The sequence below is a fragment of the Pseudonocardia broussonetiae genome (genome assembly GCF_013155125.1).
Lineage (GTDB): Bacteria > Actinomycetota > Actinomycetes > Mycobacteriales > Pseudonocardiaceae > Pseudonocardia > Pseudonocardia broussonetiae.
Map to the genome: position 1 here is coordinate 6,544,841 of NZ_CP053564.1, position 15,946 is coordinate 6,560,786.

The 15,946-nt window shown below is 74.2% G+C and carries 16 protein-coding genes; 7 read left to right on the forward strand and 9 right to left on the reverse strand.

The window, feature by feature from the left end; genetic code table 11:
- Position 1: 1 nt before the first annotated feature.
- The 7 genes from HOP40_RS31685 to HOP40_RS31715 form a co-directional block, all read right to left on the reverse strand.
- Positions 2-868, reverse strand: a complete 867-nt coding sequence (locus tag HOP40_RS31685; RefSeq protein ID WP_240157388.1) for a M23 family metallopeptidase — start codon at positions 866-868, stop codon at positions 2-4.
- A 581-nt stretch (positions 869-1,449) separates the two neighbouring features.
- On the reverse strand, positions 1,450-1,671 hold the full coding sequence (locus HOP40_RS31690; protein ID WP_172166348.1) for a hypothetical protein: 222 nt from the start codon (positions 1,669-1,671) through the stop codon (positions 1,450-1,452).
- A 75-nt stretch (positions 1,672-1,746) separates the two neighbouring features.
- Positions 1,747-5,175 (reverse strand): indolepyruvate ferredoxin oxidoreductase family protein, encoded by a 3,429-nt coding sequence (locus HOP40_RS31695; protein ID WP_172166351.1) that lies wholly within the window; start codon positions 5,173-5,175, stop codon positions 1,747-1,749.
- A gap of 12 nt (positions 5,176-5,187) precedes the next feature.
- A complete protein-coding gene (locus tag HOP40_RS31700; protein ID WP_172166354.1) occupies positions 5,188-6,060 on the reverse strand; it encodes an IclR family transcriptional regulator in 873 nt (290 codons plus the stop codon).
- Between the two features lie 16 nt (positions 6,061-6,076).
- Complete coding sequence (locus HOP40_RS31705; protein ID WP_172166357.1) at positions 6,077-7,159, reverse strand: histidine phosphatase family protein; 1,083 nt, start codon at positions 7,157-7,159, stop codon at positions 6,077-6,079.
- Entirely contained in the window at positions 7,156-8,085 is a 930-nt protein-coding gene (locus tag HOP40_RS31710) for a catechol 2,3-dioxygenase (protein WP_172166360.1), read from the reverse strand. Before HOP40_RS31710 ends, HOP40_RS31705 begins: the two co-directional genes overlap by 4 nt.
- On the reverse strand, positions 8,082-9,011 hold the full coding sequence (locus HOP40_RS31715; protein ID WP_172166363.1) for a catechol 2,3-dioxygenase: 930 nt from the start codon (positions 9,009-9,011) through the stop codon (positions 8,082-8,084). Before HOP40_RS31715 ends, HOP40_RS31710 begins: the two co-directional genes overlap by 4 nt.
- Positions 9,012-9,118: 107 nt before the next feature.
- Here HOP40_RS31715 and HOP40_RS31720 point away from each other — a divergent pair, with 107 nt between their 5' ends.
- The 7 genes from HOP40_RS31720 (at position 9,119) to HOP40_RS31750 (ending at position 14,445) form a co-directional block, all read left to right on the forward strand.
- Positions 9,119-9,820: a hypothetical protein gene (locus HOP40_RS31720; RefSeq protein ID WP_172166366.1), complete on the forward strand. Its 702-nt coding sequence runs from the start codon at positions 9,119-9,121 to the stop codon at positions 9,818-9,820.
- Positions 9,817-10,605: an IclR family transcriptional regulator gene (locus HOP40_RS31725; RefSeq protein WP_172166369.1), complete on the forward strand. Its 789-nt coding sequence runs from the start codon at positions 9,817-9,819 to the stop codon at positions 10,603-10,605. The genes HOP40_RS31720 and HOP40_RS31725 overlap by 4 nt, the downstream gene beginning before the upstream one ends.
- 91 nt (positions 10,606-10,696) lie before the next feature.
- A complete protein-coding gene (locus HOP40_RS31730) occupies positions 10,697-11,482 on the forward strand; it encodes a 2-keto-4-pentenoate hydratase (protein ID WP_172166386.1) in 786 nt (261 codons plus the stop codon).
- Complete coding sequence (locus HOP40_RS31735) at positions 11,479-12,219, forward strand: 2-keto-4-pentenoate hydratase (protein WP_172166403.1); 741 nt, start codon at positions 11,479-11,481, stop codon at positions 12,217-12,219. Before HOP40_RS31730 ends, HOP40_RS31735 begins: the two co-directional genes overlap by 4 nt.
- A gap of 16 nt (positions 12,220-12,235) precedes the next feature.
- Positions 12,236-12,487: a 2-hydroxymuconate tautomerase gene (locus HOP40_RS31740; protein WP_172166406.1), complete on the forward strand. Its 252-nt coding sequence runs from the start codon at positions 12,236-12,238 to the stop codon at positions 12,485-12,487.
- Positions 12,484-12,843 (forward strand): Rieske (2Fe-2S) protein, encoded by a 360-nt coding sequence (locus HOP40_RS31745; RefSeq protein WP_172166409.1) that lies wholly within the window; start codon positions 12,484-12,486, stop codon positions 12,841-12,843. The genes HOP40_RS31740 and HOP40_RS31745 overlap by 4 nt, the downstream gene beginning before the upstream one ends.
- 135 nt (positions 12,844-12,978) lie before the next feature.
- Positions 12,979-14,445 (forward strand): phosphatase PAP2 family protein, encoded by a 1,467-nt coding sequence (locus HOP40_RS31750; RefSeq protein ID WP_172166412.1) that lies wholly within the window; start codon positions 12,979-12,981, stop codon positions 14,443-14,445.
- Here HOP40_RS31750 and HOP40_RS31755 read toward each other — a convergent pair.
- Positions 14,361-14,579, reverse strand: a complete 219-nt coding sequence (locus HOP40_RS31755) for a hypothetical protein (protein WP_172166415.1) — start codon at positions 14,577-14,579, stop codon at positions 14,361-14,363. The genes HOP40_RS31750 and HOP40_RS31755 overlap by 85 nt on opposite strands.
- Positions 14,576-15,871 (reverse strand): Rieske 2Fe-2S domain-containing protein, encoded by a 1,296-nt coding sequence (locus tag HOP40_RS31760; protein ID WP_172166433.1) that lies wholly within the window; start codon positions 15,869-15,871, stop codon positions 14,576-14,578. Before HOP40_RS31760 ends, HOP40_RS31755 begins: the two co-directional genes overlap by 4 nt.
- Between the last annotated feature and the right edge of the window lie 75 nt (positions 15,872-15,946).

Consider the following 15,946-nt stretch of genomic DNA (forward strand, 5'->3'; position numbering starts at 1 on the left):
CTCAGGTGAGGCCGATGCCGTGCTCGTCGAGCCACGGGCGCGGGTTGACCTTGGTGCCGCCCGGCGTGACGACCTCGAAGTGCAGGTGCGGCCCGGTGGACTGGCCCTCGTTGCCCACGTCGGCGATGACGTCGCCCGCCGCCACGCTCTGCCCGACGCGGACGTGCGAGCGGCTGATGTGGCCGTAGACGGTGACCGTGCCGTCGGCGTGCTCGACGCGGACCCACTGGCCGAAGCCGCTGGCCGGGCCGGAGCTGATCACGGTGCCGGCGAGCGGGACGTGGATCGGGGTGCCGATCGGGGCGGCGATGTCGAGGCCCTGGTGGGAGCTGCCCCAGCGGGCGCCGAAGCCGGAGGTGATCCGGCCGACCAGCATCTGCACCCCGCCCGCGGCCGACGCCACGACCGACTGGGCGGCCGACTGCGCGGCGACGGCCTCGGCGGCGACGCGCGCCTCCTCCGCGAGGCGGGCCTCCTCCGCGGCGCGGGCGGCCTGCTCGGCGGCGACGCGCTGCACCTCGGCGGCCTTGACCAGGTCGGCCGCGCCGACCACCTGCGGCTCGGGCGCGACGGGGGCGACCGCGGCCAGCGGCTCGGCGACGAGCGGGGCGGCGACGGCCTGCGCGACCGGCACGCCGGGCGTCAGGAGCTCGTCGAGGCCCAGGCGCAGGACGTTGGCACCCTCCGCGGCGGCCGGCAGGGCCTGGGAGAGCGCGAGCTGACCGGCCGCGGCGAGCGCGCTGCCCGCGACGGCGACCGCGACGAGGCGGGTCGGGGTGGCGGAGCCGACGGACGAGAGCGCCGAGGACGCGAACGACCGTGAAGCGGACGACGGGGACGCGAACGACCGGGACGCCGACCGGGCCACGCCGGCTCCCGCTGCCGCCGGGGACGCCGACAGCGGGAGCGCGAGGCGTGTGCGCCGGCCCTGGGGGGAGCGGTGCCGTGACACAACCTTTTCCTTCCGGATCACGCGGCCCGGGGACGTTCCCGTCGGGGGGCGGGCGGGCCGCTGGGGAGGGCGGTCCGTCGTCCGGTTCTGTGACCGGGCCGTTATCGATCCGGGAGCGACGCTAACCGAACCCGTCCGCGCCGGAACCTGTCCGGAGCCCGGCTGAGGCCGTCGGGCCGTGGCGGGCGCCGAACGGCAGGAACGGCGTGTCCGGGGCGACACGCCGCGTCAGCAGTCGTCCGTTCACCGCAGGGACGCGACCCGTCCCCCGCCCGTGCCCCGGCGCCGACCGGGACCGGCGCGGAGCGGGGGACGGACCTGTGGGCCGAACGGACCAGAGCGCCCTGCCGCCCGTCGCGGGAGGGGGCGCCGGGCGGGAGCGGTGCCGGGATCGGGACGCGCACGGGCCCGGACGTCAAGGGCCGGCGCCGTGACCACGCGCACGACGACGGCGGCGGACCCCGGATGGGGCCCGCCGCCGCGGAGGTGCCGGGACGTCAGCCGACGACGATGTCGTCGGCCACGCCGTCCTCGTTGTAGTCGTAGACGGTGGTGTCGAGCCAGCCGTCGCCGTCGGTGTCCTCGGTGTAGACGTCCACGTAGCCGTTCTGGTCGGTGTCGTAGGCGTAGGCCTCGACGTAGCCGTCGTGGTCCGCGTCGATCGAGTAGCTGTCCACGATGCCGTCGAAGTCGGTGTCGAAGGCGGTGACGTCGCTCATGGTGCGTGCTCTCCCTGGTCCGCGCGGCCCCTTCGGCCGCCGCTGTCAGGAAGGAGTCGCGCGGGCGCCCCGGGGTTACAGGCCGAGTTCGGAAATCCTGGCGCGGTACCGCTCGACGTTCGCCAGCTTCACGTCCTCGTAGCCGCGCACCAGGTCGGCGGCCTGCGCGGCGGCCACCGCCGTGGCGTGGTTCTCCGCGGTGAGACCGGCGGCGAGACCGCGGACCATGGCCCGGTACTCGTCGCGCAGCGCGCGCTCCAGGCGCCGGACCTCCGTGCGGCCGAAGGGGTCGAGCGGGGTGCCGCGCAGCGCCTTCCCGCGGGCCAGCGTGCTCAGCACCGGGCGCATCCACGGCCCGAAGGCGATCTTCTTGTCCCGTCCCAGCGCCTTGAGGACCGGCGGGTGCAGCCGGTAGCGCCGCTCCGTCGCCCCGGGCACCTCGGCCGCGAGCACCGCGTCGAAGGCCGGGTCGGTGAGCAGCCGCGCCACCTCGTACTCGTCCTTGTAGGCGGTGAGCTTGTGCAGCCCGCGCGAGACCGCCTCGCTGAAGCTGGTGTCGGACGCGCCCAGTGCCCGCTCCGCCCGCCACGCCGCCTGCACCTCGCGGACGTAGGCCCGGGCGGTGCGCTCCCCCTGGTAGGCGACGAGCTGGGCGGCCCGGATGCCGGTGAGGCGGCGGGTCTCCCCCTCGAGCTCGCCCAGGTCGTCCCAGGTGGCGGGCGCGGGAACCGCGGTGGTGCCGGTGGCGGCGGCGAAGGCCACCGGGTCGGCGACGGCGGCCCGGCCCCAGCGGAACGCGGCCGTGTTGACCGCGACGGCGACCCCGTTGAGCTCGATCGCCCACTCGATCGCCGCAGCCGTGACCGGCAGCGCGCCGGACTGGTACGCCGCGCCGACGACGAGCAGGTTGGCCGGCATGGCGTCGCCGAACAGCGCGTTGGCGGCCGCCTGCGCGTCGAACGGCACGACGGCGCGGGCGGTGCCCGAGATCCGCTCCACCAGCGCGGCGATGTCGGGCGCGGCGACCGAGGCGTCGCGCACCATCGCGCCGGTGGGCACCGGGCTGGTGGAGACGACCGCGAGCGTGCGGTCGGGCGAGGCGTAGGCGAGGTAGCGGGCGTCGGCGCCGACGAGGGCGTCGAAGGCGAGGTAGCAGGCCGCGGTGCCCGTGCCGACGCGGTTGGCCGGGCCCAGCGCGGCGGCGTCGGCGGCGATGCGCAGGTGCGAGGTGACCGGGCCGGCCTTCTGCGACAGCCCCGTCTGGTCGACGCCGTGCACGGCGCGCCCGTCGCGGACCGCGGCCGAGGCCAGCACCTGGTTGACCGTGACGATGCCGGTGCCGCCGATGCCCGCGAGGAACACGTCGCCGTGGTCGGGGACCGTGACGTCCGGCGCGGCCGGGGGCTCCCGCCGCTCGGGACGCGCGGCGGCGCTGCCGGCGGGCAGCTCGACCGTGACGAACGAGGGACAGTCGCCGTCGAGGCAGGAGTAGTCGGTGTTGCAGGAGGTCTGGTCGATGCGGGTCTTGCGCCCGAACTCGGTGTCGACGGGCTGCACGGACAGGCAGTTGCTCTTCACGCCGCAGTCGCCGCAGCCCTCGCACACCGCCTCGTTGATGACGACGCGCGTCGGCCGGACCGCCAGCTCGCCGCGCTTGCGCAGCCGCCGGGACTCCGCGGCGCAGCGCTGGTCGTAGACCAGCACGCTCACCCCGGTGACGTCGGCGAGCGCGCGCTGGGCCTCGTCGACGCGGTCGCGGTGCCACAGGTCGACGCCCGCGGGCAGCGGGGCCAGGTCGCGGTAGCGCTGCGGCTCGTCGGCGCAGACGATGATCTTCGAGACGCCCTCGGCGAGCAGCTTCGCGGCCATCGCGGGGACCTCCAGCCCGCCCTCGGCGTCCTGCCCGCCGGTCATCGCGACGGCGCGGTTGTAGAGCAGCTTGTAGGTGATCGACACCCCGGCCGCCACGCACGCCTGGACCGCGAGCTGCCCGGAGTGCGCGAACGTGCCGTCGCCCATGTTCTGGTACATGTGCCCGGCCTCGGTGAACGGCGCCTGGCCGATCCACTGCGCGCCCTCGCCGCCCATCTGCGTGATCGAGGTGACCTCGCTGGAGGGCCGGTGGGTGAGCGCCACCATCGCGTGGCAGCCGATGCCGCCGCCCGCGACGGCGCCCTCGGGCACCACCGTGGAGCGGTTGTGCGGGCAGCCCGAGCAGAAGTACGGGGTGCGCGCGACGGGCAGCAGCTCCAGCATCGGGGGCTCGCGCCGCTCGGGCGCGAGCTCGACGCGCCCGGCCAGCACCCGGCGCAGCGGCCCGACCAGCGCACCGGCCGTCAGCTCCCCCGCCTCGGGCACCAGCGGCGCGCCCTCGGCGTCGGTCGAGCCGAGCACGGCGGGCGCGTCGGACAGGCCGTAGAGGACGTCGCGGACCGCGGCCTCGACGAACGAGCTCTTCTCCTCCACCACGAGCACGGTGTCCAGGCCGCGCGCGAAGTCGCGCAGCAGGCCCCGCTCCAGCGGGTGGACCATGCCCAGGCGCAGCAGCGAGACGCCCGCACGGCGGCAGCCGTCGTCGTCGAGGCCGAGGTCGGCGAGCGCCTGCCGGACGTCGGTGAACGCCTTGCCGCCCGCGACGACACCGATGCGTGCCTGCGGCGCCGCCACCTCGACGACGTTGATCGGGTTCGCCGCCAGGAACGCGCGCAGCATCGCCCAGCGCGGCCCGTACATCTGCGCCTCGGCCTCCAGCGAGGCGGGCGGGGCGAGCATCGGGACCTGCCGGTACTCCCACGGCCGTCCCTCCCACTCGATCTCCGGGACGGTGATGTCGATGTCGCCGCACGTGCCGTCGACGGTGAACAGGCCGTCGGCGACGTCGGCGGTGATCTTCATGCCCACCCACATGCCCGACGCCCGCGACAGCGCGACGCCGTAGCGGCCCAGCCGCACGACCTCCTCGGCGGTGCCCGGGTAGAGCACCGGCAGGCCGAAGCCCGCGAGGGTGCGCTCGCTGATGCAGGGGATGGTGGAGGACTTGCAGCTCGGGTCGTCGCCGGCGAGCACCAGCACGCCGCCCTGCGGGTGGGCACCGCACATGTTGCCGTGGCGCAGCGGGTCGCCCGCCCGGTCGACGCCGGGGGCCTTGCCGTACCAGACGCCCACGGCCCCGTCGACGGTCCGGGCGTGGCCGGGCACCTCGACCTGGCTGCCCCAGACCGCGGTCGCCGCCAGCTCCTCGTTGACGCCGGGCACCAGGCGCAGCCCGGCGTTCTCCTGCAGCTCGGAGGCCTTGGCGAGGGTCTGGTCGAGGCCGCCGAGCGGGCTGCCCTGGTACCCGGACACGAACGACGCCGTGCGCAGCCCGGCCGCGGCGTCGGCGGCGTGCTGCTCCACGAGCAGCCGCGCGATCGCCTGCACCCCGGTGAGCAGCACGGGCCCGGCACCCGCGCGGTAGCGCGAGGCGAGCTCGAAGTCGACCGGCCGGGAATCCTGCAGGGTCATCGCGAACCTCTTCTACTCCTGGGACCGCTCCAGGGCGGCCGACACCGACTTCGCCGCCCTGCGGACACTCTGCACGACCGCGACCTTCCGCGCGCCCAGCACGCGGGAGGTCCCGCCGACCACCGAGATCGCGGCGACGGCCACCGTGCGCTCGCCGCGGCGCACCAGGATCGGCGCGGCCACCGACGACATCCCCATCGTGTGCTCCTCGCGGGAGGCCGCGTAGCCGTCGACGTGGACCTGGCGCAGCACCTGCGCGTAGCGCTGCGGGTCGACGATCGTGAACGGCGTGCGCCGCACGAACCCGCGGTCGAGGATCGCCCGCGCCATCGACGGGTTGTAGGCCGCGATGACCTTCGCCGCGCTCGAGGAGTGGCCCGGGCCGCGCCGGTAGAGCTCGGTGTGGAACATCGTGCCGGCGCCGTTGCCCTCCAGGCGGTCGACGTAGAGCACGTCGGCGCCGACGGGCACCGCGAGCTGCGCGGTCTCCCGCAGCACCTCGCGCAGCTCGCCGAGCACCGGGAGCGACAGCTCGCGCAGCATGAGGCGGTCGACGGCGAGCTGGCCGATCTCGAACAGCCGCAGGCCCAGCCGGTAGCGGCCGCTGCGCGAGCGCTCCAGCATCCCCGAGGCCGCCAGCGCGGCCAGCATCCGGCAGGCCGTGCTCTTCGCGACGCCCAGCTCCGCCGCGACGCGGGTGGCCCCGAGCTCGGGCTCCCGCTCGAAGCAGCCGAGCACCGCCATCGCGATGGAGACCGACCGGAGCGGCCCGTCGCCCGTGCCGTCGGGCTCGGGCTCCGCCGTCGCGTCGGGCACCAGCAGCGGCACGTCCGGGGCCAGCGACGCCGGGTCCAGGATCGCCTCATCGAGATCCGTGATCGTCATCAGCTCTCCCGCGGGGTCATGATTCCCAGGCCGGGAACTCGTCCGGCGGCGGCACGTTCACCTCGGTGACGCGGTTGCGGTAGGACACGAAGGCCGTCTGGCCGCCCTCGCGCAGCTTGACCCGGATCTCCTCGGTGTTGAGCGGTTCGCCGGGGTCGTAGCCGTGCGCCCAGGTGGCGAACGCGCGCATCGGACCGGAGTGGGTGGCCGCGAGGATGCGCTGGTCACCGGGGTTCTCGGCGATCAGCCGGTGGAAGCCCCGCCAGAACCGGCGCACGCACAGCGCGGGCGGCTCGAAGTACATCAGCGGGATCGTCAGCCAGGTCTGGATCGGGTCTCCCCCGCCCAGCTGCACCCGGTAGAACCGGTCGATCTCGACGAGCCAGCGCGGGCGGTCGCCGACGGCCATCCGCTCCAGCTTCTCCATCGTCGACTGGTACTGCCGGAACGCCGACGTGACGTCGCGCAGGCCGTCGGGGGTCCAGACCCCGAAGTTGCGCAGCTCGGGGATCGGCACCGGCTCGGTGAGCGTGATGTCCTTGCCCCACATCGCCATGCCGTCCTGTGCGCCGTTGTAGAGCTGCACGGCGGTCTGGCGGGCGCGGTTGGTGTCGGCGTGGACCAGGCGGACGGTGTCGCCGGCGTCCCAGCGCCGGGCCAGCTCGTGGCCGCGGCGGTGGGCCTGCCAGCCGCCCATCGGCGTCAGGCCGGCGTCGGTGGAGTACCCCTGCGTGATGCCGTGGCGGATGATCGAGATCTCGCAGACGAACTTCTCGCTCGCCCGCCGCTCGACCGGCGCCGCCACCTCCTTGCCGCGGGTGGCCTCGGCCAGCGCGGGGGTGAAGGTCGCGCCGTCGAACTCGACGGTCGCCGCGGGCGCCGTGCTCGCCCCGCGCTCGCGGAAGCGGCGCAGGTAGAGCGGGGTGTCGTCGACGGTCGCGGTGCCGGCCCCCGCCTTGACGGCGGTGCCGCTGCTGTTGCCGCCGCGGCCGTTGCTGCCGTTCGTGGCCGGAGCGGCGCCCTGGCGCTCCCGGTACTTCGCGAGGTAGTTGGGCGCCTCGTACCGGTCGAGCTTGCGCGGGTCGTGGGGGGCGCTCACGAGTGCACCGTGAAGAAGCGCTCGTTGACCTGGCGGTGGTAGTAGAAGATGGCGCGCCCCATCTCCTCCTCCGTCCACGTGATCGGCTCGAAGTCGGGGTCGACCCAGTAGCCGCCGGTGAACAGCTCGTTGCGGTTGCCCACGGGGTCGAAGAAGTAGGTGGTGTAGCCGCGGGTGACGCCGTGGCGCGTGGGGGCCACGTCGATCGTGACGCCGTGGTAGGCCAGCGTGTCGGCGGCGTCACGGATGCCGTTCCAGTCGTCCATCCAGAACGCGAAGTGGTGCAGCGCGCCGTTCGGGCCGGTGATGACGGCGATGTCGTGCGGGGTGTGGCTGCGCTCGAGGAACGCGGCGAGCTGGTGGCCGTCGTTGGCGACGATCTGCTCGGTGAGCCGGAACTCCAGCACGTCGGTGAAGAACGCGGAGAACGCCTCGACGTCCTCGGCCATCACGAACACGTGGTCCAGCCGCGGCGGCGCGATGCCGACGAGGTCCTGCGGCTTGGGCGGCGGGTTCGTCATCGGCAGCATGTTGCCCAGGCGCTCCATGCCGTGCACCAGCTCGACGAGGTGCCCCGACGGCGACTCGAAGCGGATCGCCTCGCCCCAGCCCGGGCCCAGCTCGCGGGCGGCGTAGCGCTTCACCGGCACGCTCACGGCCTGCAGCCTGTCGGTGAAGTAGTCGAGGTCGCCCTGCTCGGCGACCTTGAACGCCATGTGGTCGAGCCCGTAGGTCGGGGCCTGGCGCAGGACCACCGAGTGGTGCTCGTGCTCGTCCCAGCACTTGAGGAACACGCGGTCGACGCCGTCCTTGACGTCGCGCGCGGTCTCGATGAGGCCGAGGACCTCGGTGTAGTAGGCGGTGCACAGCTCGAGATCGGGGACCCGGATCTCGACGTGCTGGAGGCGAAGGATCCGATCACTCATGTGTGCATCCTCAGGAATCGCTGGCTGACGATGTTCTCGTAGTAGAACAGCCCCTTGCCGAACTCCTGCTCGGTCCAGGTGATGATCTCCTGGTCGGGGTCGACCCAGTAGCCGCCGGTGAACACCTCGTTGCGGATGCCCAGCGGGTCGAAGAAGTAGATGGTGTTGCCGCGCGTGACGCCGTGGCGCGTGGGGCCCTGGTCGATCTGCACGCCGTTGTAGGCGAGCGTGTCGGCGGCCTTGCGGATGTGGTCCCAGTCGTCGAGCCAGTACGCCCAGTGGTGCAGCGCGCCGTTCGGACCGTTGACGATCGCGATGTCGTGCGGGGAGTTCGTGCGGCCGGCGAGCCAGACGCCGAGCTGGTGGCCGTTGCCGTCGAGGACCTGCTCGGTGAGGCGCAGGCCCAGCACGTCCTGGAAGAACCGCGCGGCCTCGCCCACCTCCTCGGCGTTGACGAGCATGTGGTCCATCCGCGGCGGGGCGATGCCCGGCAGGTCCGGCGGCGGCACCGGCGACGGGTTGGACTTGCCGAGGATGTTGCCGGTCTTCTCGACGTCCCAGACCAGCTCCATGATCTGCCCCGAGGGCACCTCGAACCGGATCGACTCGCCCTGCCCGACCGCCTCGCCCTTCGAGACGCGCGAGACCTGGGCGCCGTAGTCGGCGAGCTTCTTCTCGTAGACGTGCAGGTCGTCCTCGTGCTCGACGCGGAAGGTGAAGGAGTCCATCCCGGTGCGCGGGTTGTAGCGCATGCGCAGCGAGTGGTGGTCCTCCTCGTCCCAGCACTTGAAGTACACGGTGTCGCCCAGCTCGGCGTCGTTCGTGCGCTGGACCTGCTGGAGGCCCATGACCTCGGTGTAGTAGGCGGTGGCGAGATCGAGGTCCGGTGTGCGGACGTCGATGTGGGCGAGGCGGAGGATCCCCACGGCTGCGGCTCCCGGGGTTGGCGGCCTGCTTGACGGGGCGACGCTAACCCGCTTAGCGTTCCGGAAGGAAGACAAGGCGTTCCGGATATCAGAACGGGGGCGGGGCCATGGCCGATCCGCTCGACATGCGCACCGCCGTGGCCGGCTACGTCACCGCGCTGCACCGCGCCTACCTCGCCCAGGCCGACACGTTCCCGCCCGCCGTGCGCGGGCGGATGCCGCTGCTGGCCGGGGGCGCCCCGCTGACGGTCGCCGCCGTCGGGGCGCGCAACCTCCACCTGCTCGCCACCCGCGAGGGGCTCGGCCCGCTGCGCGGCCAGGAGGTGGCGCTGCCCGGCGAGCTGCCCGGCCTGGAGTGGACGCTGCGGTTCTACGACCCGGTCGTCACGCCCGCGCTCGGGCTGGTCGACGAGCGCGAGGAGCCGGCGTACGCCGAGGTCAAGCACGCGCTGGGGCTCACGACCGTCGTCTACCACGTGGTGGCGCAGCCCGGGTCCGGGCTCACCGCGCACCACGCCGGGCACGTCGGGTCGGGCCTGGCCAGCGGGCACTCGAACGCGGCGCGCGACTTCGAGGCGATCCGGGCGCGGGTCCGCGGCCGCGAGCACCTCGTCGACGAGCTCGTGGGCGCCGCCGCGGCCGGACTCCCCCGCGCGCAGGCGCTGCTGGCGAAGGCGATCGCGCCGCACAACGCCGGCGTCGCCGCGGCGGCGGACGTCGCCGCCCCCGATCCCGACGCCGTGCGCCGCGCGCTGCTGGAGTCGGTCGGCGGGCGCCGCGACTGGACGCCGAAGGTGCCGCCCGCATGACCGACGCGACGCTGTCCACCGTCCGCAACGCCGCCCGGCTGCTCAAGGCGTTCCTCACGCGCGAGGAGTCGATCGGGGTGTCGGAGCTGGCGCGCCGGCTCGACCTCGGCAAGTCCGGCGTCCACCGCCTGCTCACGACGCTGGCCGCCGAGGGCCTCGTCGAGCAGGACCCGCGCACCGGCGGCTACCGGCTCGGCATCGTGGTGTTCGAGCTCGGCGAGGCCGTCAAGGTGCACATGGACCTGCACGCCGCGGCCGGTCCCGTGCTCGCGCACCTGCGCGACCAGACCGGCGAGTCGTCGCAGATCGGCGTGCTCGACGGCGACGAGGTCGTCTACGTCGACCGGCTGGAGAGCGCCCACTCGCTGCGCCTGTTCACCGAGACCGGGCGCCGGGTCCCCGCGCACTGCACCTCCAGCGGCAAGGTGCTGCTCGCGCACCTCCCCGAGCCCGAGCGCGAGGCCTTCCTCGCCCGCCCCATGGCCCGGCTCACCCCCCACACCGTCGTCGACCCCGCGGTGCTCCGCGCCGAGCTCGCCTCGGTGCGGGCCCGCGGCTGGGCCGAGGCGGTCGACGAGCGCGAGATCGGGGTCGCGAGCATCGCCGCGCCGATCCGCGACATCCACGGCGACGTCGTAGCGGCCGTCAGCATCGGGGCGCCGGCGGCCCGCTTCGGCACCGTCCCGCGCCGCCGGTTCGCCCGCGACCTGGTGGAGGCGGGCGAGGCCGTCGGCAGGCGCCTGGGCTGGAACCCGGAGCTGGCGGCGCGGGGGCGGGAGGCGTGAGGCGTTCCGCCCAGCGGAACGTCGGTCGTGACCCGGGCGCCGCGGCCCGACACGATCACCTCTGCAGCGCACCTACGACTGGGAGTACTCCATGCCCGTGACCGACGCACCGGCGAAGGCCCGGGCGCTCTACGACGCCCGGCGCACCCGCGTGCCCATCGCGCCCTTCACCGACGAGGACCCGACCCTGGGGATGGCCGACGGCTACGCGGTGCAGCGCGAGCTGATCGCGCTGCTGCTGGCCGACGGCGACCGGATCATCGGCCACAAGGTCGGGCTGACGAGCAAGCCGATGCAGAAGATGATCGGCGTCGACTCCCCCGACTACGGCCCCGTCCTCGCCTCCACCGTCTACCGCGACGGCGACACGATCCCGCTCGACCGCTTCATCGCCCCGAAGATCGAGGCCGAGATCGTGTTCGTGCTCGGCTCGCGGCTGCAGGGGCCCGGCGTCACGGTCACGGAGGCGCACGCGGCCATCGCGGGCGCCGTCGCCGCGATGGAGATCGTCGACTCCCGGATCGCCGACTGGCGGATCAAGCTGGCCGACACCGTCGCCGACCTCGCCTCCAACGGCGCGATGGCCACCTCGAGCCGGATCGTCCCGCTCGACGGGATCGACTCCCGTCTGATCGGCATGACGCTCACCCGCAACGGCGAGCTCATCGACACCGGCGCCGGCGCGGCCGCGCTGGGCGACCCGGTGGCCGTCGTCGCCTGGCTCGCCAACGTGCTCGGGGAGAACGGCGTCGCGCTGGAGCCCGGGCACCTGATCATGACCGGTGCGCTGCACGCCGCGGTCCCGATGGCCGCGGGCGACGTCTTCCGCGCCGAGTTCGACCGGCTCGGCCCGATCACGGTGAGGGTGGGCGCATGACCGAGTACGCCGTTGCACTGCAGAAGGCGGTCGCCGACCGCACGGCCATCGACGCCCTGGACGTCCCCGACCTCCCCACCGCCTACGCCGTGCAGCGCGAGCTGCGCGACGCCGCCGGGCCGCTCGTGGGCTGGAAGCTCGGCGTCACCAGCCGCGCGAAGCAGGCCCAGGTGGGCGTGTCGAGCCCGGTGTTCGGCTTCCTCGCCGGCGCGAACGCGCTCGACATCGGCGAGCCGCTGGCGACCTCCGAGCTCATCCAGCCGCGCTGCGAGCCCGAGATCGTGTTCGTGCTCGGGCGCGACCTCGCGGGCCCGCACGTCACCGCGGCCGACGTGATCGCCGCGTCGTCGGGGGTGGCGGTGGGCATCGAGGTGCTCGACTCCCGCTACCGGGACTACAAGTTCACGATGGCCGACGTCGTCGCCGACAACACCTCCGCCGGCCGGTTCGTGGTCGGCACGCCGGTGCCGGCGGCGGGCATCGACCTGCGGCTGGTCGGCGTCGTGCTGGAGAAGAACGGTGAGCTGGTGGCCACGGCGTCCGGCGCCGCGTCGCTCGGGCACCCGGCCGCGGCCGTCGCATGGATGGTGCGGACGATGGCCGCCGACGGCGAGGGCCTCTCGGCCGGCGACGTCGTCCTGTCCGGCGGGCTGACGGCGGCGGTGCCGGTGGCGCCCGGCGACGTCGTGGTCGCCACGATCGACCGGCTCGGGACGCTCGAGCTCGGCTGCTCATGACCCGTGAGTGGCAACCGTGGCCAGAGCCACGGTTGCCACTCACGACCGACGAAGGAGGGCCACCGTGCCGCTCGTCCAGATCACCCTCGCCAAGGGCCGCACCCCCGAGCAGCTCGCCGCCCTCGGCGAGGCCGTGACGGCCGCCGTGCACGAGTCCATCGGTGCGCCGACGGGGAACGTGCGCGTGGTCGTCACCGAGTGCGAGCCCGACCTGTGGTTCGTGGGCGGGGAGTCGCTGACGGCGCTGCGGGCGTCCGGGCAGCGGTGAGCCTGGTCCCGCTCGACGGGGCGGACGGCCGCGACGCGTGGACCGTCCGCTCCGGTGACGGGCGCGCCTTCGCGGTGTTCCGCGTCGACGACGGGCTCCGCGTCACCGACGCCGTGTGCCCGCACAACAAGGGCCCGCTCGACCAGGGCTGGCTGCGCGACGGGCGCGTGGTCGTCTGCCCGTGGCACTGGTACCGCTTCGACCTCGACACCGGCGCGTGCGAGACCGCCCCCCAGCACCACCTCGCCACCTACCCGGTGGTGGAGCGCGACGGCGCCCGCTTCGCCGACGTCGGCGAGCCGGCGGCACCCCTGTCGTGGGCCGAGCGCCTCCGCGCGCACGCCCGCGGCGAGTAGCCGGCTCGCACACGGGTCGCGGGGCCCGCACACAGGGCCGGACATGTGTGCGACCACCGCAGGCTGTGTGCGAGCCCTGGGCCGTTCGGGTCAGTACGTTTCGCGCGAGTCACCCGGTCCCGCCATAGTGCCCCGATGACCGTCACCGAGGACGACGCCCGCGCAGCCGGGCGCTTCGCCGCAGGAAGCGCGGCGGGCCTGCTCGCGCTGGTCGCGGCGGGAGTGGGGCTGGTCGCGGCGCTGTGGTTCCTGTCCGGCCCGCTGGTCGGGCTGGACAACGCGGTGGCCCGCGGCGCCAACGGCCTCGTCGCGCCGCACCCCTGGTTCGTGGCCACCCTGACGGCGGTGACGAGCCTGGGCACCGGGTTCACCGCCGCGCTGGTGCTCGCCACGCTGACCGCCGCCCTGCTCGTGCGCCGGCAGTGGGCGCTCGCGCTCTACGTCGTCGTCGCGGGAGCGGGCGGCGCGGCCCTCGCCCCCGCCGTCAAGGGGCTGGTCGGCCGGCTGCGCCCGGTCGTCGACGTGCCGGTGGCGGTGGCGCCCGGGTCGAGCTTCCCCAGCGGCCACACGGTGACCGTCACGTTCTGGGTCGGCATCGTCCTGCTCGTCCTGCTCCCGGCCGTCCCGCCCCGGGCCCGCCGGGCCGCCGTGGGGGTGGGGGTCGCGGTGGTCGTGGCCGTCGGGCTCACCCGGATCGGGCTCGGCGTGCACTACCTGACCGACGTCGTCGCCGGGTGGGCGCTCGGGGCGGCGTGGCTCGGGGTCACCGCCGTCGCGTTCCGCAGCGCGCTCGTGCCCGCACCGGGGGTCGGGCTCGACCCCGCGGCCGCGCCCGACCTGCGCCCCGCGCCGGCCCACGACCCGCCCGCGCACCCGTGGGCCGTCGCCGCGCGGCTGCTCGTCGTCGCGGTGCTGCTGGTCGGGGTGCTGCTGGGCATCGGGCACCTGCTGACGGTGGTCGCCGCCGGCACGCCCGTCGCGGCCGCCGACGTCGGCCTGGTGCAGACCGTCGCGACCCTGCGCGTCCCGGTGATCGACGCCCTGTCCGTGCCCGCCGCGGAGATGGGCAACACGCTGGTGGTGGTCGTCGGGGCCGCCGTCGCCGCGGTGCTCGGCGTGGCCGTCATGCGCCGGCTGCGCCCGGCCGTGCTGATCGTCGCGGCGGTGGCGGGCGAGACCCTGATGTTCATGGTCGTCGCGTCCGTCACCGGCCGCACCCGGCCGCCGGTGCAGCCGCTGGACGCGCAGCTGCCGCCGACGTCGAGCTTCCCGTCCGGGCACACCGCGGCCGCCGTGGCGCTCTACGGCGGGATCGCGGTGCTCGTGCTGGGCGCGACCCGCGAGTGGTGGCGCTGGCTGGTCCTCGCGACGGCGGTGGTGATCATCGTGCTGGTCGCCGCGGCCCGGCTCTACCGCGGCGCCCACCACCTCAGTGACGTGCTGGGCAGCCTGGTGCTCACCCTGCCCTGGCTGTACGCGCTGGACCGGTTCCTACCGGGACGCCGGTCGGACGAGCCTCAGTGGTCCGGCTCGTGGCCCGAGGCGACGTCGCCGGTCGGCGTGATCTCCCCGGTCCAGCCGCAGGCGGTGCAGGAGCAGTAGAAGCGCCGCTCGTCGGCCTCCCAGAACTCCGTGGCGATCCCCAGCCCGGCCGCGCAGGCCGGGCAGAAGCGGGGGGCGTCCCGGCGGTGCGCCGCCGCGTCGGCGACGAACCGCCGGTCCAGCGGCGTCGTCATCCGGCCTGCGCCGCTTCCCCGGCCGCCGCCTTGGCGGCCGCGATCGAGTCCGCGGCCGAGATGTGGATCTTCTTGATGGTGTCGAGCACCGGGGAGAAGCGGGTGGAGCCCATGTCGCAGAAGTCGAGCGCGAACTGCGCGCCGCCGCCCGCGTGGAACTTGTCCTTCTCGCACGGCAGGTCGATGCGGTCGTGCTCCTCCCGGATCGTGCCGAGCGGGTCCTCGCCGCGCGCGACGACGTCCATCTGCTCGCGGAACATCTTGCGCAGCATCGCCACGCCGATGTCGCTGCGGCCCAGGTGCTCGGTGGTGCGGTCGGTGATCGGGCCCTGCGTCACCCAGGCCATCATGTCCTGGCCCTCGACGTAGTTGGTGACGTGGCGGCCCTTGTCGTCGAACAGCGGCAGCTCGTAGTCGGGCACCTGCGGCTGGTCGACGTGCTCGTAGCCGTCGGGGCTGTGCACCGTGTAGAGCATGAAGCGGGTGGTGGTCCGGTTGACCGGCACCCGGATCTGCATCTGGTGGATGCCGCCGCCGCCCACGCGCATGTTGTAGGGGAACACCAGCGGGTGGCCGACCTTCCAGTCGTCGTCCTCCTCGGTGGCGCCCTTGAGCACGCGGCGCTTGATGATGCCCCACTCGAACGCGGTGAAGCCGATCTTCACGTGCTCCTTGCCGAACGACGCCGGCGCCGTGAAGCCCTCGTGGCGGCCGACGAACTCGAAGTAGCGCCCGTGCAGGAACTCGACGTGGTGCGGGTCGACCGCGTTCTCCATGATCTGCACGTAGTTGCACGGCAGGTCGACCCAGCCGATGTCGCGGAAGCCGTCCATGACGAACGTGTCGAAGCGCGGCAGCAGGGGCGCGGGCTGCTCCGCGGAGTGCGGGCCGACGTAGGCCCAGATCAGCCCGCCCATCTCCTCGACCTTGCCGGCCTGCGCCTTCACCCGGTCCTGGAACTGCGTGTTCTCGCGCTCGGCGGGCTGCGAGGTGCACGCGCCGTCGGCGTCGAAGACCCAGCCGTGGTACGGGCAGCGGATGCCGTCGGCCTCGACGACGCCGTAGGCCAGCGACGCCTTCCGGTGCGGGCACGCCTCGGGCACGATCCCGTAGCGGCCCGACGGGCTCTTCCACAGCGCGAAGAACTCCCCCAGCAGCTCGACGCGCTTGACGGGGAACTCCTCGAGCTCGCGCGTGAACGCCACCGGGTACCAGTAGCGGCGCAGCACCTCCCCCATCGGCGTCCCGGCCTCGACCTGGGTCAGCTGCTCGTTCTGCTCGGCGGTCAGCATGCGCACTCCCTCGTGGTGGTAGCCCCGCCAGCCGGCGGTGGAGCCTGTCGCCGACGGTAGGTAGCGCCCGGCGGC

Coding starts and splice junctions, on each gene's coding strand:
- HOP40_RS31690 (WP_172166348.1), bottom strand. CDS start 1,671: ATGAGCGACGTCACCGCCTTCGACACCGACTTCGACGGCATCGTGGAC.
- HOP40_RS31695 (WP_172166351.1), bottom strand. CDS start 5,175: ATGACCCTGCAGGATTCCCGGCCGGTCGACTTCGAGCTCGCCTCGCGC.
- HOP40_RS31700 (WP_172166354.1), bottom strand. CDS start 6,060: ATGACGATCACGGATCTCGATGAGGCGATCCTGGACCCGGCGTCGCTG.
- HOP40_RS31710 (WP_172166360.1), bottom strand. CDS start 8,085: ATGAGTGATCGGATCCTTCGCCTCCAGCACGTCGAGATCCGGGTCCCC.
- HOP40_RS31720 (WP_172166366.1), top strand. CDS start 9,119: ATGGCCGATCCGCTCGACATGCGCACCGCCGTGGCCGGCTACGTCACC.
- HOP40_RS31725 (WP_172166369.1), top strand. CDS start 9,817: ATGACCGACGCGACGCTGTCCACCGTCCGCAACGCCGCCCGGCTGCTC.
- HOP40_RS31730 (WP_172166386.1), top strand. CDS start 10,697: ATGCCCGTGACCGACGCACCGGCGAAGGCCCGGGCGCTCTACGACGCC.
- HOP40_RS31735 (WP_172166403.1), top strand. CDS start 11,479: ATGACCGAGTACGCCGTTGCACTGCAGAAGGCGGTCGCCGACCGCACG.
- HOP40_RS31750 (WP_172166412.1), top strand. CDS start 12,979: ATGACCGTCACCGAGGACGACGCCCGCGCAGCCGGGCGCTTCGCCGCA.
- HOP40_RS31755 (WP_172166415.1), bottom strand. CDS start 14,579: ATGACGACGCCGCTGGACCGGCGGTTCGTCGCCGACGCGGCGGCGCAC.
- HOP40_RS31760 (WP_172166433.1), bottom strand. CDS start 15,871: ATGCTGACCGCCGAGCAGAACGAGCAGCTGACCCAGGTCGAGGCCGGG.